We start from the raw sequence: 20,095 nt of genomic DNA, 5'->3' as shown, positions 1-20,095 counted from the left end.
TACCCCGAAAGGAGGAAACGCCATGTCGGAAAATAAAAAACACGATGGCAATTACGAAAGCACGGCTTCGATGAAAGCCGAAAATCAAGATATGGAATTCGTCAACGATACGCTCAATCAAGTAAAAACGACGGTCAATCAGATCGGAGCTACCCAGAAGGAGAAGGAGTAGTCCGTCTCGCTGTGCCGCTAGTCGCGTACGGCGAGCCAAGCCTCCCGCACAGGCTGCCATGCTTCCAGCTTGGCTGCTTGTGACATCGCCCGCGCCGGACTCGACGACGGCAGCAGCGTATAGCTCTTGCCGTCATCCACGGCCTCCTTCATGACCTGTCTGCGGTACAGATCCGCCGCCGTACTGCCGTTGAAGAAGACATGGCGGATGCCGGGATACGTCGCGTAGAACCACGCGAAGTCGTTGGCCTCCGGACGGCGGATCGCCGTATCGAGACTGCCTTCGCGTTCACATGCGGCCAACACGTCCCACAGCGCTACGCCGCGGGATAACGCGAAGCGGAGCCGCTCCTCGTATGCCACAGCCGGCTCCCCGCCGTCCAGCAGCGTGTAGAGAAGCGGCCAAAAGCCGTTGCGCGGATGGCCGTAATACTGCTGTGCCCGCAAGGACGCCTCCCCCGGCATCGATCCGAGAATCAGCAGCCGGCAGCGCTCATCCGCGACCGGCGGCAAGCCGGTCAAGCGGGGACGTTCCTTATCTGCTGCCATCGATGCATCGCCTCCCGTTCATTCGTTTCACACCCAAGTAGCCTCATTGTAGCACAGCCACTCCAACACAGACACACAGCGAAGCCAAAAGAAAAACCGCAGGACGCGGTTATACTTTGAACCGTCCTGCGGTTTGCTGAAGCTCGTCCGCTGCCTTCCGAAGCTGTTCGGCTTCCCCTGACGCCTGACCCGCAAGGTCGAGCTGACCGGCGGAGGCAGCAGCCGCCCTTAGCGTCTGCTCCGAGGCGCTGCCAGCGATGCGGGCCATCTCCTCGATGCCGGCCGTCACTTCCTCGGTGCCGGCGGACAACTGCTCGGAGGCGGCCGATATTTCCTGAATTTGCGCCGTGATGCCCTGCGCCATCGTCAAAATTCGCTCGAAGGCCGCGCCGGCCTGTCCGACATCCCCGACGCCTTTCTCCACCTCGCGGCCACCCTTTGCCATCGCCGCTACCGCCGAAGCCATCGAGGTCTGTATGTCTTCGATCTGCTCCTGAATGCGCTGCGCCGACGCCTCGGACTGCTCGGCCAGCTTGCGCACCTCGCCGGCGACGACCGCAAAGCCCCGGCCGTGCTCACCGGCCCGGGCCGCTTCAATCGCCGCGTTCAACGCGAGCAGGCCCGTCTGGGACGCAATGCCGGATATGGCGCCGGCCATCTCCTGCACCGACTGCATACGGTCTTCCAGCTCTCTGATCGCTTGGCCGACCTGCTGCGCCGACTGACGCATCGTCCCCATCTGCTCCATGGCTCCAAGCGAGGTGCGGTTGCCCGCCTCGGCCTCCTGCACCATCGCGAGCGATGCCTCCGTGACGTGGGCCGACGCCTCGGCGATGCGCTGAATACCCGCCGCCATCTCCTCCATCGCCTTGGCGCTGTCCCCTGCGCTGACGGCTTGGCTTTCGGCGCCCGCCGCCAGTTCGTCCAGCGTATGCGCAATCGCCTCCGAAGCTTCGCGGGATTGCACGGCATGCGCCGCGAGCTGGTGCGAGCCGTCCGTTACCCGAAGGGAAAGGGCATGCATCCCCTTCACCATTTGCTGCAAGTGGGCGATAAAGCGGTTGATCTCCCCGGAAAGCCGACCCATCTCGTCCTTGCCTCTTACGGCAAGGCGGTAGGTCAAATCGGCTTCCTGCGAGTTCAGATTGGCCGTCGCATTCAGCACCGCCTGAAGCTTGCGGGCGACGGAAAACTTCGACAGCACGAACAGCAGGCCAAGCACAACAAGCAGCACGATCAGAAGCTCTACGGCGACCGTGAGCTGCTGCTTCGCGATCAGCGCGTCCGATTTTTCCTTATTGAGCGCAATGCGAACCGCTCCCCAATGCTTGCCCTCGAAGTATAGAGGGTAAGACATGTCCCACGTCTCAACGACGCGTCCTTCCACGCTTCGCGGGTATTTTTGCAGCAGCACGTCGGAAGTATCCTTGTATGCTGCGGCCGCATAGCCCGTCGAGTCGTTAAATACGCGATTGGCCCGGTATTTCTGGCTCAGCTGCCCCTCCGCTCCCCAGCGGTCCTTCGAAGACTCGCCTTGCGGGCTGTAGCCGCTGTTGTGCGTCGCGATGAAGCCGACCGCTTCCGGATTCGCCGAGTAGGCGATCGGAATGGCGAACACGATCTGCGGATCGGTCAAAAATCCGTCGACCATCGACTGCCACCGCTCGTCCGTATAAGCGCCGTAAGCGCTGGTATATTTCAACTCGTATTGCGCGAGCGGGATGTCTTGACCGTCGAATCGTTTCTGCTTCGCCGAAGCGTATTCCTTATCCTTCGACCGCTTCTCCGCTTCCTCGCGGCTTGCGGCGATCGGCTCCAGCCGGTCGTCGAACAACCGGGTCCGCAGCTCCTCACCGGACAGCTTCGTGCCGTCTTGCAGCGTCACCCCGGTACGCAGATCCAACTCGGTCAGGCTTTGCAAGCTTTTGGATAACGATATGGCCATCGTCCGACCTTTGTCGAACAGCGAAGCTTCCGCGTGACTGCGAATGATGCTGCTTTGATAAGCGAACACCACACCCATTAAGAGCAGGAGCACCAGGCTGCTGTACACCATAAATCGGCCCGTTAACGAATGAAGTGGATTTCTCATGTACCTAGCACCTCGGGTTCTTAGTATTTCCAATTCGTGGATGGATGAATGTTCCAAATGAACATTGACATCCATTGTACTACGGAATTCAGGTGAAAAGTTTCACAAAAACCAAAAAAGTTTTGTCGAATTTTAGGACAAACGCATGAAAAAGAACAAAAAAAGAGAGAAAACCCCACTTATGTCCTAGGACTCTCTCTTGTTAAGATTTACGGCTTCAGCCACGGGTCCAGCTTGTCCTGCAGCGCCCGTTCCAAGTAAGGCTCCGCCTGCAGAAAATTCCGGAACTCTTGGTACTCCTCCGCCAGCTTGGCCCGTTCGGCGGGTTTCGGCGGCTGAATGCTGCGAACCGCCCGGATTAAAATATTTTTCGGCGTATGCTCCAGGTCAATGAATTCAAGCAGCTGCGTCTTGTAACCGACCAGTTCGAGCAGCTTCGCCCGGATCGCATCCGTGGCCAGCGCAGAAAACCGCTCCTTCAAAATACCGTGCTGCAGCAGCGGGCCAAGCACGTCGCTGCGCACCTGCCGGAACAGCTCATGCTGGCAGCAAGGCACGGACAAGATGACCGAAGCGCCCCAGCGGACCGCCTTCTCCAGCGCCGCATCGGTCGCCGTATCGCAGGCATGCAGCGTCACGACCATGTCGACCTGCTGCAGCTCGTCATACTTGGCGATGTCGCCGACAAGGAACCGCAGCCCGTCATAGCCGAGCTTCTCCGCAAGTGCGCTGCAGTGCCGGATCACATCCTCCTTGAGATCGAGGCCGACGACGCGCAGGTCGAAGCCCTGCATCTCCTTCAGAAAATGATACATCGCAAACGTCAGATACGATTTGCCACAGCCGAAATCGACGATAGTCAGCGTCCGGTCCTTTGGCAAATGCGGTAAAATATCAGCGATCATTTCGACAAAGCGGTTAATTTGACGGAACTTGTCGTATTTGGGGGCAAGCACCTTCCCTTGGGCGTTCATAATTCCGAGCTCGATCAGAAAAGGAACGGGAACGCCTTCCTCCAGCATGTAGTTCTTTTTCCGGTTATGGGCAGGCGCCCCGCCCACCGCTTGCTTGGTCGGCGGCTTGCGGAGGATGCCGATCTTGCCTTTCTTGCTGATCAGCACCTGATAGTCCGCTTCGCCCGTCTGCAGCAGCCCTTGCCGGAACTGCCCGGTAAGCAGCGCGTTCAGCTTCGCCTCCGCCGCTTCCGGCGCCAAATTCTCATGCAGCACCTTTGGCCCGCAAAAGGAGCTGAATTGATAATTCAAAGCCCCCTTGAGCTGTACGGGCTTCACCGTCACCTTCGTGCAGCCGTCCGGCTCGCTTCGCCGCACCTGGCTCAGCGTCGCTTGGATCAGCGTCCCTTCCTGAAACAATCGGCCCGTTAATTCCGTCAATTCCTGCTCTTGCATCCCGCTTCACGTTCTCCAATCCATTAGTTCATGATTTAAAATTCCGGTATCAACCGGATGACCTTGTCGTCATCCTTCTGTCGTACGTATGATAGGCATAAATATAGCCGTTGCGTGCAAATTGCCGTCCACTTGAAACACCGGCTCCTCGATCAGCTTTCCTTGTCGATGACACGCAGCGCACCGCCGTGCTCGGTGAAGAAAATTCGGCCATCCCACGCCAATTCGATTTCCCGCGTCGCGGCCAATCCTGTAGCTGCGAGGGCCAGGGCCTCCATCCCTTTTCATCCCATTATACCCAAACGGCGCAAGGAAAAGCGACCTGTCCGAACCATTTTTCATTGTACTGCTTTATTTATTGTGGAACCACGCGACAAGCAATGCGGCAAAAGCAATGAGCAGATTGATCCAGCCGGGGTAGAGCTGCTTGTTGAGCAGCCGCTCTTTTTCGATCCGTTCGAGACGTTCGTCGCGAGCACGCAGCATCTCGTTCAATTCCATTCGGGATATATAGTTGCCATGCCATTTGTCCAGTTTTTCTTCCATGCGCGTGACGGCGACTTCGATATTCTCGAGCCGGGTTTCAACCTTCGTTAACCGTTCCCCGTCTTTATACGGATTCGCGTTCATTGTTTTTGTCACTCCTTTGCTGGGCAGCGCCGCTAGCGGTCTGCCGACTGGGTTCCGCTCTACAGTATATGCGACAAGCCTCCCCGCCGAAGCGACGACTACACAACGGCGGCGTGCAATCAGCCCCCTATTTACAAAAAAAGGCATGGCTTCCTGCGCCATCCGCAAGTCGCCATGCCCCGATCCGGGACGCTATTTTCCCAAAAACGATTCCAGCATCCAAACGTGCTTCTCCAGCTCGCTGTGGATCGCAAGCAGCATATCGCCGGTCGTCTCGTCGTCCGCCGCTTCGGCAATCGCCATCCCTTCCTTCAGTTCCCCGATCAGCGTTCCGAAGTCGTTGGCGATGGAGCGGACCATCTGCTCGGCATTCTCGCTGCCGGAAGCTTCGTGCAGGGTCGTTTTCTCCAAAATTTCTTTCATGGTGGCAACCGGCTGCCCTTTGAGCGCCAGCAGTCGCTCGGCCAAATTGTCCACGTGAAGGGCCGCCTCGTTATACAGCTCTTCGAATTTCGCATGCAGAGTGAAAAATTGCGGCCCCTTCACATACCAATGGTAATTATGGAGCTTGATGAACAGCAGGCTCCAGTTCGCTATCTGGGTGTTCAGCACTTCCGTTAAGCTTTTGGACATGGGTCGTTCCTCCTTGGATCGCGTTCTTTTCCAGCTTATCCCTAGTTAATATGAAAAACTGAAGCCGCTTTTATACATCGTGCCTTTGGAAGCGGCTAGGGGTCGTTCACGGCGACGGGCTCAGGCGGTAACGCAAACCGGACATAGAATGCCGTGCCCTCCGGTCCGGTCTGCCACGTCAGCTTGGCTCCGTGCCGGGCAGCGATACTGAAGCAAACCGCCAGACCGAGCCCCGTCCCCCGCTCCTTCGTCGTAAAGAACGGCGTCCCGACCTTGGCCAACACGTCCTTGTCCATGCCGTGGCCCTGGTCGCTGACCTCCAGCACGACCTCCGACTCATCCGTGTAGGTGGCGATTTCGAGCCGTCCTCCGGCTTCCATCGCTTCGAGCCCGTTCAGCGCGAGATTCAATACCATCTGCCGGATCTCCTTCTCGTCGAGCTCCAGCTCGGGACACGATTCGAGCCGCAGGTGAAGCTGCTTGTCGGCCAGCGTCGCCTCCGCTTGAATGAGCGGACCGATGGCCTCGATCACCTGAGCCAGATTTTGCGGGCGGCGGTCGGTGGTCTTGTTTTTGGCCAGCGCCAAAAACTCGCTGATAATCCCGTTGGCGCGGTTCAGCTCCTCCACCATAACGTCGATAATGTCCTTGGGCGGAAGGGTTTTCTTCGCGCGCATGAGCTGGAGAAAGCCGCGGACGGTCGTCATCGGATTGCGGATTTCATGTGCGATGCCTGCGGCCATTTCCCCGATCATATGCAGCCGGTCCAGCCGTGCAATCTCCCTCTCCAGCGCCACCCGGTCCGTAATATCCGTAATGACCGCCAGCACGCAAGGCACATCCGGCGTCTCAATGATCTCCGTGGACAACAGCCCCGTCCGCCGCTCGCCCGCCTTGGTCACGTACTGTACCTTCACGTCCGTCACCGTATCGGCGAAGTCCACGGGGGCCGTCTCGACCAGCCCTTCGTCCGAGACGAGCGTCATCTGCAGATTGGCGGCTCCCGACGTCATTTCTTCATAGGTGTATCCCGTATGCTTCATCCAGCTCTCGTTGACGTCGAGATACGACCGGTCGCTTAACGACTGAATCGCCATCAAACAAGGCGTAGCCTGAAAAATCGTATAAAATCGCTCCTGCGATTCCCGGGCATCCTGCTCCATACGCCGCCGCTCGTTCGTGTCCTGAATATATAGGCTAATGCCGAGCGACGACGGGAAAGCCCTCACCTCGACCCAACTGTCTGTCAGATTCGAATAAAACTCCGCCCGCTGCGGAGCATGCTCCAAGGCTGCGCGCAAAAACAAATCGTAGCACTTCGAACGTTCCACCGGGGCATAATCCCAGAACGGCCGGCCCAGCGCCTGCTCCTTCACGATGCGGAGGCGCTGCTCGGCTGAACGGTTCATATAGACGATCGCCCCGTCATGATCGAGCGCATAAAACGCGTCCGTGATGCTCTCCAAAATATCGTTGATCCGGTCGTACGACCGCAGCAGTTGCTCGGTTACCTGATGCCGGCGCCGGATTTCCGCCTGAAGTCTCCCGTTGGCTTCGCGCAGTGCATACGTGCGCTGCTCTACGGCTTGTTCCATGCGGATATACTGCATTTTGCGCTCGGTCACGTCGCGAACCGAGCAGACGTAAATCGGCCGGTCGCCGATACAGGCGCTTCCGATTTGCAGCTCGGCGGGGAACGTCCCGCCGCTGCGGCGCACGGCCGTAACGTCCGTCGCTTCCCTCGTGCCGCAATCCGGCAGCAGGGAGCCGTTTTCCCCCGAGCCGAACAGCCGCTCGGTGTACGGCACGACCAGCCACACGGGCTTCCCGATCAGCTCCTCCGGGCCGTACCTGAACAGCGGCCGCACGGCGGGATTGGCCGACAGGATCGTTCCTTCCGCATCGACGGTCAAGAAAGCATCGGTCGACGTCTCGCTGATGGCCCGGGCCATCGCTTCCATCCGTCGAAGCTTGTCCGTATTGTCCAGAAGCCGGGCATGCGCCTGCTCCAGGTCGATCGTGCGCCGGGTGATCAGCTCCTTTTGCGCCTTAAGCTGCTCCCGGTCCCGGTAGATGCTTGCGAACTGATTGACCTTTACTTTTAATATAACCGGCTGCACCGGCTTGAATATAAAATCGATCGCTCCAATTTCATAGCCTCGTACCATATGCTCCGTCGCTTGACTGAGCGCCGTAACGAAGATCACGGGAATCGACCTGTACCGCTCTTGCGATTTTAGCATGCGAACGGTTTCAAAGCCGTTCATTCCCGGCATTTCAATATCCATCAGAATCAAGGCGAAAGACTCCTGCATCACTTGCCGCAGCGCTTCCTCTCCGGAGTTGGCGGTGGCGATGCGATAATCGGGAGATTGCAGTATGGAAGACATAGCGAGCAAATGTTCCGGCCGATCGTCGACAATCAGTATATTTACTTGCGGTTCAGCCATATGTATACTCTCCTAGGGTCCGGTTATTATCCTATATCCTTACATTTTTCGCTAGCCGGACATTCTTCTCCTGCTGCCGCTATGAAAAAAAGAAGCCCGTTTCCCGAGGGAACGGACAGAGTGTTGAAAAAGTGGGCAAATGGGCTAATAGAGGTGTACGAGGGGGGTGGGGTATCCACTTCCGACCGCTGTTGTCATCGGGAAATCTGATTAGAAGCCGCTTGTAGCGGACATTTCCCGAAGACAAAGGCGGGCGCTATCGCTTCTCCAGTGGATACCCCACCTCCGTATGCTTCTCTATTTTTGTAAAAGCCCACTTTCTCAACAAGCTCCACGTTTCCCGAAGGAACGGACTTCCTGGTCAAGTATTCGCTTAAATATAACGTGAAATGAGGTCATGAAGCTGCCCTGCAACGATTGTCGAGCCCCGGCGCAGCTCGCTGCCCGGAATGGTCAAGCGGATAAGGCTTTCGTCCAGCCCCAGTTGTTCTTCGAGCTTTCCCTTGAAGCCCCGGGCGCGGCGGTCGATCTGCAGAAACAGCTCCAGATCGTCTCCTCTTGGGAAGTAGAGCACTTCGAGCTCGTCGAGCGCACCGTGGAAATTCGTCGTAGGCACGTACTCGAACTCCTGCACGAACGGCAGCTGCCCGCCCAAGTTTGGCGAGTAGTCGTTGGAAACTTCACGCAGACGGAAGCCGAGCTCACTCAGCGCCTCCATCACGGTAGCCACGTTCGGGCCGGCAACGATGTCGATCTGGTCCCGGTCCCTGGGATCAATCGCCATGTCGATATCGAGTCCCGTTTCCAGCCAGACCGGCGTGTTTTGCAGTGACAGCGGAGCGTGTTCCGGAATCCCCAGCGTAAATGCGACCTCCCGGCCCTCGCCTGCCCGCAGCAGGAAGCCGTCGGTGATGTGGTATTTGGCAATCTCCGCGGTATAGGTCATTTTCTTATCGTTTTCTTCCTTCAAGTACTCCGTCTTCAAGTACATATAGATGCTTTCGATCTGCTGATCCAATTGACCGCCTTGAATATGCATGACTCCGCTAATCGTCTCTCCCGGTGAAACCCGCGGATGATCCAGCCTCGTATCCACCTTCGCCGAACCGATTCCTACACTTGCAAGCACTTTCTTAAAAATGGACATCGTTTTTGCCTCCCGCTTGAAGTATGCCAAAGTTATTTGTAGCTCTGCGGTTTCAATACGCGGCGCAGTGTCGGGCGGTTTCGCCCGGAACAACATGCCGGCGAAGCTTGATTAAATCTTTATCTTTTGAGCAAACGGTAGCCTTTCCGCACCGCATTCAGCACGAAGCCGGGAATGGGGACACGCTGCAGGGGCGGAAGGTAAAACCGGTCGTACGCTTTCTTCAGATCGTCCCACATCCTGCACGGCTCCGGCTTCAAAAAGTCCGACACGTCGACCACGACGCCGCGGCCGTCCCGCATCATGACGTTTTTGCCGTGAACGTCGTGCGGGCGAAGCCCTTTGCTTACCGCATAGGCCAGCGCTTCGTCGATATCGTCGATCACCTGCCGGGGGATCGGAATACCCTTCCGGATGCAATCGTACAGCGTGATGCCGTTCAACCGGCGGAGCACCAGGTAACCGTCGCCATAGTAGAGGCACTCCGAATAGGCCGGATGCCGCCCCAGACGGCGGTACACCTCGGCCTCCTCTTCCAGCCCCGGCCGACCCGGCGCATACACCTTCACCACAACCTCCGGAAAATCCGGGTGCGCGACAACCGCCGCATAGTTGCCCGCACCCATCAATCGCCATGGGACAGGCACACGGTATACGGCGATCGGATCGTGCGGCTGCTCGCTCTTGATGCGCAGCTCCGGCAGCAAGCGGCGCTCGATCTGCGCGATGAACGGGTGACGCTCACCCCAGGCGTCCTCGCCTAACATAGTCCGATGATTATCCGCCATAAAAGCAAGCCGGACTGCCCTTCACGCCCGTCTTGATGCGGAACAAGCCGCCGGCATGCGGCTGCTGCGCCAGCTGTTCCTCGTTCAGTCCGGTCCGGGCCGTCGTAATGTACAGCTCGTCCCAGTCCGGACCGCCGAACGCGCAGGAGGTTGTCTGCGCAGCCGGGACGCGGACGAAGCCGAGCCTTTCGCCGGTCTGCGGATTCCAGCAGGATACCCGCCAGCCGCCCCACTGGGCAACCCATAGCATCCCTTGACGATCGACGGCCATGCCGTCGGGAACGCCCTCGCCTTCCGGAATCGTGACGACCGTGCGCCGGTTCGAGATCGCTCCTGCTGTCGGCTCGTAGTCGTAGGCGACGACCTGCTTGGTAGGTGAGTCGATGTAATACATCGTGCGCCCGTCGGGACTCCAGCCGAGCCCGTTGGAGCAGATCACGCCATCGATCGCCTTCCGCAGCGTCCCGTCAGGCTCCAGGCAATACAGCGCGCCCGTCGGGCCGCTGCTCTTGCGGTTCATTGTCCCCGCCCAGAAACGCCCGGCTTCGTCGCACTTGCCGTCGTTGAACCGGTTTTCCGGCTGCCCCGCCTCCGGGTCGGCAAGCTTCGTCAGCCGCTCCGTCGCCAGATCGAGCAGATGGAAGCCATGCTCCAGCGCGAGCACCAGACCATCGCCCTCCGCTCTCGGCACCGCAGCCCCGACCCGCTGGTCAAGCTGAATCGAACGGTTCGTTCCTAGCACCGGATCATAGTGATGAATCCGCATTCCCTCGATATCGACCCATAGCAGCCGGCCACTGCGGTGATCCCATACCGGCCCTTCGCCCAGCGCCGCCTTCTCGTCCAAAATCAATTCCGCCGTTAGCTGCCACGCTTCCAAATGCAGCCCTCCTCTTCTCGCGCGCCCGGAGGCACGTACCATATGCTTCCATTGTAGCACAAAGGAAAAGCGAAAAGCGATGCGGCCGCCAAGCTGGACAACGACGCCGCAGACCTGGTTACGCGCTGCATCGAGCCGACAAAAAGACCCGTTGGCCCCACCTCTCATAAGAGGAAGGATTAACGGGTCTTTGAGATTCGCTTCGTCGCTATTCTTCTTCCATCGGCTGCAAGCTTTGCAGAGCTGATTGGTCTTCGGCAAGCTGCGCATCCGCTTGTTCTACGGCAGGCTTATTCTCGTCATGCCCGGCTTGGGCGATCGAGCGCTCGGCTTTTTCCACGGCCGTTTCGGCCTGCTCGATCATTTGGGCGGATGGGTGACTCTGCGCTTGGGTTACGGCGTTATGCGCCTTTTCCACCGAGTTTTGCGCTTGCGAGACCGGATTTTGCGATTGCAGGCTGGTGTCGTATTCGTAACGGGTCATTCTTGGTCATCCTTTCCACATACAGGGTTGCTGTTAATGTGGGAAGAAACGACCGTTTTTATTCGTTCGGAATGGTGGGAGTCGCCGATATTTCCGGGGCAGGCTAGCCGTGAACTCTCCCTGTCTGAATAGCGGTCGCATAATCGTCACGCCCGTTCTGCCGCGCAGCCGCAGCGGCCCGGTGCCAATCGTAAGCGACTTGCACGTGCTCCACGATCCACGAACCGTTCGTGCGCCGGATGGCCGCATACCTCGCATGGGGAGACCCGGCTTCCATGACATGCGGATACGGGGCCTCTTCCTCGTAAGCCGGAAGGCCGACGCTGCCCGGGTTCACGATCGTTTTGCCGTCGGGCAGCCGGACCGTTCTGCTCATATGGGTATGTCCGCAATAGATCCACGAGGCAGCAACCGGCTGAAGCTCCCGTCTTAAACGTTCCGCGTCTTTGTTCTTGACCCCGTGCTCAGTAACCTCCTCGATCAAATAATGCTCGTCCGAAAACGGGGTGCCGTGGCAGAACAGCATGTCTTCCAACGTCCACGTGGCGGGGAACGTTCCGATCCACCGTTCGATGTCCTCCGTCAGCAACGGCTTCACATGCCGGAACGTAAGCGAATCGGCCTCCGGTTCCAGCAGAATCCGGTCGCAGTTGCCCATGATATGAACAGCATTTTCCAGATTCATAAGCCGCTGCGCCGTCTGCACCGGATCGATCGGCCCGAACAAGCTGTCGCCCAAATTGACGATCCGGTGAAGCTTCCGCGCCGCTATGTCCTCCAATACGGCATCAAGGGCGTAAAAATTGCTGTGAATATCCGAAATTACGGCAATCGAGTCAGTCATCCCGGACCTCCCGTCTCAATAATACAGGACCGCTTCGCTAAAGCAGCGTTACGGCCCATGTCCCCGAATTATACCCGCAATTCCTCGTGGCGTATAGCCGATTTCTCGACCTGGATCGTCGCATGATGGATGTTGAACCGCTCCGCCATTAGCCCGATCGCCTGCTGCAGCACCTCTTGGCTGTCCCGATCGTCCTTGATCTGGATGTGGCAGCTGAACGAATCGAGGCCCGACGTAATCGTCCAAATATGAAGATCGTGCACGTCCACCACGCCGTCGATGCTCTCCAGCGCCTGCTTCACTTCCTCCTGGCTCACACCGGCCGGCGTTCCTTCCATCAGCACGTGAACGGTATGGGAGATCACGCCCCAAGCGCCCTTAAGAATCAGCAGCGCGACAAGCACGCTGATAATCGGATCGGCGATATACCAGCCGAAGGCCAGCATCACCAGCCCCGCGATAATGGCGCCGACGGAGCCGAGCGCGTCCCCGAGCACGTGGAGATAAGCGCTGCGCAGGTTGACGTTGTTCTTCACGTCGCCCTTCCGCATAAGCGCCCACGCGCTGATCAGGTTGGCGAGCAGCCCGACGGAGGCGATCAGCATCATGGAACCGCTGGCGACTTCCGGCGGGTTGAAAAAGCGACCGTACGCTTCCCATATAATAAAGCCGGCGATAAGAAACAGCGTAATGCCGTTGAACAGCGCCGCCAAAATCTCGAAGCGGTGAAAGCCATACGTCTTGGCCGGGGAAGCCGGTCTTGCGGCGAAGCTGAGCGCGATCAAGCTGAGCAAGAGCGAGCTGGCATCGCTGAGCATATGCCCGGAGTCCGAAAGCAGCGCCAGGCTGTTCGTGAAGAGCCCCCCGAAAAACTCCAGTATCAAAATGCCCGCCGTAATGGACAAAGCGATGATCAAGCCTTTTTTGTTCCCTTCCCTGGCGTGGTCGTGATGCCCGTGGCCGTGATGATGGTGACCGTGACCATGGCTGTGATCGTGCTTATGAGCTGCTCCTCCGCTATGCGCATGCGCGCTATGGTTATGACTGTGCATAGGTCGTCCCTCCCAAGATACGGACGATCCGCCGAGGCGTTCGACCGTAGATTTAATATATGAATACATGTTCATATATTATTATGCATCATCGCATATCCCCTGTCAATGCTGTCCATGAGATTTTTTACCCGCCGCCTTGCTCCATGATGTCAGTATGACCATTTCCATGCCGGTTTAAGAGAACCGCGCGTTTTTGACAAAACCGTGAAGTCGGCCGACTGGAAAACGCCAGCATTTTAAAGAAAGCGCTTGCTATTTTATGTACTGTTTAATTATAATACAAAACATAACAAATAAACCGATGCAGGAGGCGAGCTGCTCACATGATCATCGCAGGCATGAATATTACGTATCGTCATTTTCCGTTCGAGCATTTCTTGAACGGGATGGAACGTGCGGGAATCGGCAGCATTGAGTTATGGGCCGGGGAACCTCACTTCTATGTGGGGCGAGACCTGCTCTCCACGCTGCGGAACATTCGAAAGGAGGTGAAAGCACGAAAGCTGAACGTCGTATGCTACACCCCCGAGCAGTGCGTCTACCCGTATAATTTGGCTGCTTCGGACCCGGAGTGGAGAGCGAGAAGCGTGGCGTATTTCAAGGAAAACCTGTACGCCGCGGTTGAATTGGAAGCCCCTATGATGCTCGTCACGTCGGGAATTGGCGACTTTGCCGTGCCGCAGGCCGATTCTTGGAATTTTGCAAGCGATTCCATTGCGCAATTGATCCGAATCGCCGAAGCGGAAGGGCTGCTTCTGGCGCTGGAGCCGCTGACGTCATTTGAAACGAATCTGATCACGAGCCTTCGGGGCGTGCGAAGCATGATGGCGGAGATCGGCTCCCCTTCCCTGCGCGGCATGATCGATACCGTCGCGATGCAGCTGGCCGGCGAAACGCCGGACGATTATTTTGCCGCGCCGGGCGGACTGCCGCATGTCCATCTAATCGATGGTGACGGGCAGTCGGACGCGCATTTGGCCCTCGGTGACGGGACGCTGAACTGGGAAAGCTACGTGCAAAGCTTGCTCAAGCACGGGTACCAAGGATGCTGCACGCTGGAAATCATGGGCTCGCGTTATTATGCCAATCCGCAGGAAGCTATTGAAAAGTCGCTGGACATGCTCCGGCAGTTCGGATTTTCTTCATAGGGTTTAACAACTTGAACATGGAGGAATCGTGTATGAGCAACGGCAGTCTCACACGAAAACTTGGATTCTGGTCCGCCTTGGCGCTGGCCGTCGGGACGACGATCGGCTCGGGCATCTTCGTATCGGTCGGCGAGGTGGCCCGCGCGTCCGGCACTCCGACGGTCTCGATCATGGCATGGCTGATCGGCGGCTTGATCGCCATTCCGCAAATGATGGTTCTGGGCGAATTGTCGACCGCCTACCCCGAGAACGGCAGCGGGTACGTGTACCTGAACAAAGCCGGCTGGCGGCCGCTCGCCTTTCTGTACGGATGGGCCACGTTCTGGGCACTCGATCCCCCGTCAATTGCGATCATGGCTATTGCGATCGTGTCCTACGCCGCCGTGTTTTTCCCTTTCTTTGCAGGCATCGCGGGAAAATTACTGGCCGTCGCCATCATTCTCGCCATCACCGCGATCCACTACCTCAGCGTGAAGGAAGGCGGCGTGTTCCAGGTCCTGATTACCGCGGTCAAAATCGTTCCGTTCGTCATCGTCGTCGCGCTCGGCTTTATGTATATGAATACCGACAATTTCGCCTACACCCCTCCGGGAGGCACGGCTAATACAAGTCTCATGGGCGGCATTTCCGCCACGACATGGGCCTATACGGGCATGGCGGCGATCTGCTTCATGGCCGGAGAAATCAAAAATCCCGGGAAAGTGCTCCCCCGCGCCCTGATCGGCTCGGTGCTGATCGTGCTGACCCTCTATACGACGCTGGCCGTCTCTGTGACGGGCTTAATGCCCTTTGAGCAGCTCATGAAATCGGAAGCGCCGGTGTCCGAAGCCGTTTCGTTCATTCCCGGGCTTGCGCATATCGCTTCGTCGTTTGTCTCGATTACCGCCATTATTGTCATTATCGGCTCGCTCAGCTCGTGCATCATGTTCCAGCCGCGCCTCGAATACGTCATGGCCCGCGACGGGCTATTCTTCAAACGGTTCGGGCAGGTGCACCCCAAATACGAGACGCCGAGCTTCTCCATCATCGTTCAGGTCGTTTATGCATGCGTGCTCGTCTTTTTAAGCGATCTCACGACGCTGCTCGGCTATTTTACGCTGACGCAGCTCGCGATTAACATTATGGACTTCGTCGCGATCTACAAATGCCGCAAGCGCGACGATTACAAGCCCGTATACCGCATGCCGGCGTGGCGTCTGACGACGATTCTCGCGATTTTGGGCGCCACATGGCTCGCATGGGGAACGTTCACCTGGGCTCCTTGGCAGGGCTTGCTCGCGGCAGGGATCGTCATCGTCACAGGCCTTCCGGTGTACTATTACTGGGAAAAAAGAAATCGCTCTCATCGAACTCCCGACATCGGCCATGACGAAATTCCGAAAGAAGCATAATTTGGATTGATTTTTAATTCTGTTTTGTTATAATACAAAACATAACAAATAAATCATAAAAGAGAGGCGTGTTGAACTCATGCTGCATTTGGACAAAACAAAAGTCGATTTTCTGGTAACGTCGAGCATGATCCCCGAGGTCGAAACCTTCATCCGGGAAGGCCAGCCGAAAATTGCCGGCATCGCGCAAAAGCTGGCGCAGCAAAAGATCGGGCGCGTATACTTCGTCGGCTGCGGCAGCTCCAAGGCTGTCGGCGCGGCGGCCAAATATTTGATCGACAAATACAGCACGCTTGTCTCAAACGTGTATACCGGCTGGGAATTCGTCGACCATACGCCCCGCGCTCTGGACGCCTCCACGGCGGTCGTCGTCATCTCCCATTCCGGCACGACGGAGGAAGTCGTTCAATCGCTGCGGAAAGCTAACCAAGCCGGCGCCGTGACGATCAGCGTCGTGAACAAGAAGGAAGGCAATCCGCTCGGCGACGAAGCCCAATTCGTGATCGATTACAATGCCCATGCGATGTGGGAATGCCACCTGCTGGCCCTGTACTTCCTGGCCCTGCAATGGATTCGGGAAGTCCAGCCGTCCGAAGAGGTCGAGCGCATTCTGGCCGATATTCCGAAGCTGCCTGCCGTCCTGGCAGGTCATATCGATTCGTTCGAGGAAAAAGCGCTGAAGCTGGCAGAATCGGTCAGCAGTTGGAAAGGCTTCTATACGGTAGCGGCCGGTCCGCTCGTGTCCCTTGCTTATAAAGAAGGCGTCATTACGAATATGGAATTCATGTGGGGTCATGGCGCGGTGATCGAAAGTGGCGAGTTCCGCCACGGCCCGCTGGAAATCGTCGAGCCCGGCGTTCCGTTCGTCTTTCTGGTTGGCACTGACGCTTCCCGCCACATTACGGAGCGCGCCCTGCGCTTCGTGAAAAAATACAAAGGCGAGCACATCGTGTTCGACTATCAGGAATTGTCCGGCGGCCTGCATCCGGATCTGGCCCCGATGGTCATGTTCGTGCCGCTGGAATGGTTCTCTTACTACTTCGCCGTCGCGAGAGACCACAACCCCGATGACCGCCGTTACTACGGCGTCGTCGAATACTAGAATGACGCGATCCCCCTGTCTTCCGGACAGGGGGTTACGCTCCTGTAGGAGGCGAATGGGATGATGAAAGCTGCTACCGTCGGAGACAACTGTATGGACGTCTATTTGTCGAGGCAGGAAAGCTACCCGGGCGGCAATCCGGTGAACGTGGCCGTCTACTTAAAGCGGCTCGGGGGCGATGCCTCGTATATCGGCTGGGTCGGCACTGACAGCTACGGCGAGCAAATGCACCGGGCGATCCGGGACAAAGGCATCGACGTCAGCCATCTGCACCAAAAAGAAGGCCAAACCGCCGTGACCTACGTCGAGCTGATCGGCAGCGACCGCAAATTCGGCGACTATCACGAAGGGGTGATGGAGCACTTCGTGCTGACGGAAGCCGATCTGCGGTTTATCGAAGGGCATGCGCTGGTGCATGCCGGAATCTGGGGCCACGCGGAGCCGTATTTTCCGCGGTTCAAGGAGAAGGGCCTGATCACCTCCTTCGACTTCTCGGACCAGCTTCATCACGACTTGACCCGGCGGCTTCCGGCTTTTATTGATTACGCTTTCTTCTCTTATACCCAAGACGATGCTTATATCCGCAGCTACCTGAAAGAAACGCATGCGCTCGGGGCCCGGGTGGCCGTCGCCACCTTGGGGGAAAACGGCTCGCTTGCCTACGACGGCGAGCATTATTTCCGGCGTGAGGCGGAAGCGGTTACCGTCGTGGACACGATGGGCGCGGGCGATTCGTTCATCGCCGGCTTCCTGTACGGGATCATGAACGGACTTCCGCTGACGCAGTGCCTGGAGCAAGGAACACGAGCCGCGGCGCACACGATTACGTATTTCGGGGCCTGGTAGCTGGAATTCGCGGCAAAGTTGCATGTATAATGAGAAGAAACATTGGCGACATGGAGTCGATTTTACGCTATGAACTTAAATCCATCGACAGCGCAGCCCTTATACATGCAAATCCGGCAATTGCTGAAGAACGATATTCAAGAAGGAAAATACAAACCCGACGAGCAGATTCCGACGGAAGCCGAGCTGTGCGACATCTATCAGGTCAGCCGCATCACGATCCGCAAAGCGATCGAGGAACTGGTCAAGGATGGCACGCTCACCCGCATCCAGCGCAAGGGCACCTTCGTCACCTCGAGCAAATTCCAGAACGAGCTGCTGTCGGTCAGCGGCTTCTCGGAATTCAGCCACCAATTAGGGATGATCCCCAATTCGCGCACGCTGCGCAGCGAAGTGATTGCAGCTACCGCGGATATGGCCGAGCGGCTGCAGATCGAGGAAGGAAGCCCGGTGCTTGAGCTCGAACGGCTGATGTATGTCAACGAGCGGCCGCTGTTTTACGATCTGGCCCACTACCCGCTGACGCGCTTCCCCGATCTGGAGAAAAAAATCGCACGCGACGAATCGACGTACAAGATTTTGAAGCAAGATTACGAAACGGAAATCGACAGCAACGATAAAATTATCAACGTGATTGGAGCGACGAAGGATCTGGCGAAAGCGCTGGAATGCGACGTCGGCGCCAACCTGTTCCGCATCGTCAAAATCGCCTACGATTCGCACGACCGGCCGGTTCATCTCTCCACGTTCATGTGCGAGACGAATAAGGTGAATCTGACCGTGCATCGCGCGAAATGAGGCGAATCCCTCTACCGGTTAGCATAGCCTCCATCCAGCTATCTTTACAGAAAGAGTACACACGAGCTGTATGAACAAGAGAGTGTCCCTCAGCCATTTTCATGGCTTTTGCGACACTCTTTTTTTGTTTGCCACTTCGATATATGTGCGGATACTAACCAGGCAATTTGTAATCGAGGTCGGATTCATACGAGCTAATCTCCCAGCCGTCTATACCTTTTATAAGTTTAAGGTAATCCGTGTTGACATGCTGTGCGTTATTCCGGCGGCTTGTTACAGATACCACTGCTTTTTTCTCCGTAGCCGAAGTTCTCCGAATTTCTTTTATCTGAAAGCTGGTTACCTCGCCGTACCAAATCCTTACGGTAATCACCATTTGCGGATTGTGATTTGACATAAGATCCGCTATCGCCCCGTAATCTTTCGTTCTGAAAGCACTGTAAAAAGAATTTAATAGATCCTTTTGTTCGATGTTATGATCTGCGTAAGGATTCGCATAGTAATACTTGTAAAAGATAAATCCCGCGAGAATCAAAAGCGCAGCAAGGCTGATGTAATAACGTTTTTTCAATCGCATCAACCCCATTACTACCAAATCTTGGTCCCGACAACAACATTCTCGTTGTGGGTCTGTGTAATCAACAAGTACATTATTTATATTATAACTACAAAACCATCCTACTGTCATCGGAGCAACGGAATTGGCATCACAAGCTGAAATCCCGTTGTCAAGCACGCCCCAACTTGTCACTTGTCGGAGGACTATGCCCGTTTTTCATTCTCTTCATTGGCGAAAAGGGGATTTGAAACTCCTCGAGCTTAAATTAGGAAAAGTCCGGCTTCCAAGACTTCAGTCTAGGACGGGAACTATACCTCGGGATAGTGCCTTTCGCTCCATTTTTTGATATCATGACAGTAACGAAATATTATGAAGTTGCCGGACAGAGGATTTCGAGGAGAATGCAAATGATTAGAACTAAGATACAAGCCCTTCTTTTCGTTGAGGGGGCAAACAGGCTTGATTAATTCAGTTTTGGAGTTTCTGCGCAGCTTTGGAGATATCGGGCTTTTCATTCACGCCATGATCGACGCTATTATTTTTCCAATTCCCGCGTTTTTTCTTCAAATTTCCTTGAGCGCTTTAAACCCCGGGAACGCCTTATGGCTGGCTACGATCGGCTTTATAGGTTGTATGATCGGTACGCCAATCGGCTACGCCATCGGTAAAACTTCAGGCAATCTTATTCTTCGCAAATTCATGAAACAAAAGCAGCTGGACTCCGTTACCGAAATGTTCCGTCGTCATGGAGAAGCAGCCATTATGATCGGTTCTTTCACTCCTATTCCTTTCAAGATTTTTACCATTGTATCGGGTTGTATGAATTTTCCCCTTTGGAAGCTGATCGGTTATGCTGCCATCGGGCGTGCGGCGAAATTTTATGTCGTCGGAATTTTGTTCTACATTTACGGCCATGCGGCAGAAAATATGGTCGGCGGAAGCACGCTCACCATCTCCATGCTGGCTGCCGGCGCAGTGATTGCATTATGCTGGCTACTCGTGCGAAAAATTCAACGCCGGAAAAAAGAAAAACGCCAAACCGACATTTCACAATAAGCTGTGAGCCAGTCGTTCTTCTCTGAAGAATGCTGGCTTTTTCATTTGAAATTATGCGGAGCA

General features: G+C 56.4%; 21 protein-coding genes. 7 read left to right on the top strand and 14 right to left on the bottom strand.

Annotated features, from left to right (window positions below):
- Nucleotides 1-22: 22 nt before the first annotated feature.
- Nucleotides 23-172: a hypothetical protein gene (locus tag QMG93_RS05055; protein ID WP_253413741.1), complete on the top strand. Its 150-nt coding sequence runs from the start codon at nt 23-25 to the stop codon at nt 170-172.
- A gap of 17 nt (nt 173-189) precedes the next feature.
- Here QMG93_RS05055 and QMG93_RS05050 read toward each other — a convergent pair whose 3' ends face one another.
- The 13 genes from QMG93_RS05050 to QMG93_RS04990 all read right to left on the bottom strand — a co-directional run bounded on the left by QMG93_RS05050 (nt 190) and on the right by QMG93_RS04990 (nt 13,129).
- On the bottom strand, nt 190-720 hold the full coding sequence (locus QMG93_RS05050) for a DNA-deoxyinosine glycosylase (RefSeq protein WP_281934067.1): 531 nt from the start codon (nt 718-720) through the stop codon (nt 190-192).
- Between the two features lie 109 nt (nt 721-829).
- Nucleotides 830-2,812 carry a methyl-accepting chemotaxis protein gene (locus QMG93_RS05045; RefSeq protein WP_281934065.1) on the bottom strand — a complete coding sequence of 661 codons (1,983 nt, stop codon included), beginning with the start codon at nt 2,810-2,812 and terminating at the stop codon, nt 830-832.
- Between the two features lie 209 nt (nt 2,813-3,021).
- Nucleotides 3,022-4,221 carry a class I SAM-dependent methyltransferase gene (locus QMG93_RS05040; RefSeq protein ID WP_281934063.1) on the bottom strand — a complete coding sequence of 400 codons (1,200 nt, stop codon included), beginning with the start codon at nt 4,219-4,221 and terminating at the stop codon, nt 3,022-3,024.
- Nucleotides 4,222-4,373: 152 nt separating this feature from the next.
- The gene (locus QMG93_RS05035) at nt 4,374-4,499 is read right to left on the bottom strand and encodes a hypothetical protein (protein ID WP_281934062.1); all 126 of its coding nucleotides are present in this window, start codon (nt 4,497-4,499) and stop codon (nt 4,374-4,376) included.
- Nucleotides 4,500-4,572: 73 nt separating this feature from the next.
- Nucleotides 4,573-4,851, bottom strand: coding sequence for a hypothetical protein (locus QMG93_RS05030; protein WP_216795696.1), 279 nt, complete (start codon nt 4,849-4,851; stop codon nt 4,573-4,575).
- Between the two features lie 192 nt (nt 4,852-5,043).
- On the bottom strand, nt 5,044-5,484 hold the full coding sequence (locus tag QMG93_RS05025) for a Dps family protein (RefSeq protein ID WP_036688242.1): 441 nt from the start codon (nt 5,482-5,484) through the stop codon (nt 5,044-5,046).
- Between the two features lie 95 nt (nt 5,485-5,579).
- A complete protein-coding gene (locus tag QMG93_RS05020; protein ID WP_281934059.1) occupies nt 5,580-7,934 on the bottom strand; it encodes a PAS domain S-box protein in 2,355 nt (784 codons plus the stop codon).
- Nucleotides 7,935-8,307: 373 nt separating this feature from the next.
- Nucleotides 8,308-9,081 carry a sporulation protein gene (locus tag QMG93_RS05015; RefSeq protein ID WP_281934057.1) on the bottom strand — a complete coding sequence of 258 codons (774 nt, stop codon included), beginning with the start codon at nt 9,079-9,081 and terminating at the stop codon, nt 8,308-8,310.
- A 119-nt stretch (nt 9,082-9,200) separates the two neighbouring features.
- Nucleotides 9,201-9,848: a serine/threonine protein kinase gene (locus QMG93_RS05010; RefSeq protein WP_281934055.1), complete on the bottom strand. Its 648-nt coding sequence runs from the start codon at nt 9,846-9,848 to the stop codon at nt 9,201-9,203.
- Between the two features lie 10 nt (nt 9,849-9,858).
- Entirely contained in the window at nt 9,859-10,749 is an 891-nt protein-coding gene (locus QMG93_RS05005; protein ID WP_281934053.1) for an SMP-30/gluconolactonase/LRE family protein, read from the bottom strand.
- 208 nt (nt 10,750-10,957) lie between these two features.
- Nucleotides 10,958-11,233 carry a hypothetical protein gene (locus tag QMG93_RS05000; RefSeq protein ID WP_010500168.1) on the bottom strand — a complete coding sequence of 92 codons (276 nt, stop codon included), beginning with the start codon at nt 11,231-11,233 and terminating at the stop codon, nt 10,958-10,960.
- A 103-nt stretch (nt 11,234-11,336) separates the two neighbouring features.
- Entirely contained in the window at nt 11,337-12,077 is a 741-nt protein-coding gene (locus tag QMG93_RS04995) for a metallophosphoesterase family protein (protein ID WP_281934049.1), read from the bottom strand.
- Between the two features lie 68 nt (nt 12,078-12,145).
- Nucleotides 12,146-13,129: a cation diffusion facilitator family transporter gene (locus QMG93_RS04990; RefSeq protein WP_281934048.1), complete on the bottom strand. Its 984-nt coding sequence runs from the start codon at nt 13,127-13,129 to the stop codon at nt 12,146-12,148.
- 326 nt (nt 13,130-13,455) lie between these two features.
- Between QMG93_RS04990 and QMG93_RS04985 the strand changes: the two genes are divergently transcribed.
- The 5 genes from QMG93_RS04985 to QMG93_RS04965 all read left to right on the top strand — a co-directional run bounded on the left by QMG93_RS04985 (nt 13,456) and on the right by QMG93_RS04965 (nt 18,417).
- Nucleotides 13,456-14,280, top strand: coding sequence for a sugar phosphate isomerase/epimerase family protein (locus QMG93_RS04985; protein ID WP_281934046.1), 825 nt, complete (start codon nt 13,456-13,458; stop codon nt 14,278-14,280).
- Between the two features lie 32 nt (nt 14,281-14,312).
- Complete coding sequence (locus QMG93_RS04980; protein WP_281934044.1) at nt 14,313-15,671, top strand: amino acid permease; 1,359 nt, start codon at nt 14,313-14,315, stop codon at nt 15,669-15,671.
- Nucleotides 15,672-15,750: 79 nt separating this feature from the next.
- Nucleotides 15,751-16,773, top strand: coding sequence for an SIS domain-containing protein (locus tag QMG93_RS04975; protein WP_281934042.1), 1,023 nt, complete (start codon nt 15,751-15,753; stop codon nt 16,771-16,773).
- A gap of 63 nt (nt 16,774-16,836) precedes the next feature.
- The gene (gene frlD / locus QMG93_RS04970) at nt 16,837-17,619 is read left to right on the top strand and encodes a fructoselysine 6-kinase (protein ID WP_281934224.1); all 783 of its coding nucleotides are present in this window, start codon (nt 16,837-16,839) and stop codon (nt 17,617-17,619) included.
- A 69-nt stretch (nt 17,620-17,688) separates the two neighbouring features.
- Complete coding sequence (locus tag QMG93_RS04965; RefSeq protein WP_281934041.1) at nt 17,689-18,417, top strand: GntR family transcriptional regulator; 729 nt, start codon at nt 17,689-17,691, stop codon at nt 18,415-18,417.
- Nucleotides 18,418-18,571: 154 nt separating this feature from the next.
- Here the strand turns inward: QMG93_RS04965 and QMG93_RS04960 are convergent, their stop codons facing one another.
- Complete coding sequence (locus QMG93_RS04960; protein ID WP_281934039.1) at nt 18,572-18,988, bottom strand: hypothetical protein; 417 nt, start codon at nt 18,986-18,988, stop codon at nt 18,572-18,574.
- A 462-nt stretch (nt 18,989-19,450) separates the two neighbouring features.
- Here QMG93_RS04960 and QMG93_RS04955 point away from each other — a divergent pair, with 462 nt between their 5' ends.
- A complete protein-coding gene (locus QMG93_RS04955) occupies nt 19,451-20,032 on the top strand; it encodes a VTT domain-containing protein (RefSeq protein ID WP_281934222.1) in 582 nt (193 codons plus the stop codon).
- Nucleotides 20,033-20,095 lie beyond the last annotated feature (63 nt).

The organism is Paenibacillus tyrphae, assembly GCF_027925525.1.
Taxonomy (GTDB): domain Bacteria; phylum Bacillota; class Bacilli; order Paenibacillales; family NBRC-103111; genus Paenibacillus_G; species Paenibacillus_G tyrfis_B.
Note: the sequence above shows the minus strand (reverse complement) of the source record. Positions and strands in the feature narration are given on the sequence as shown.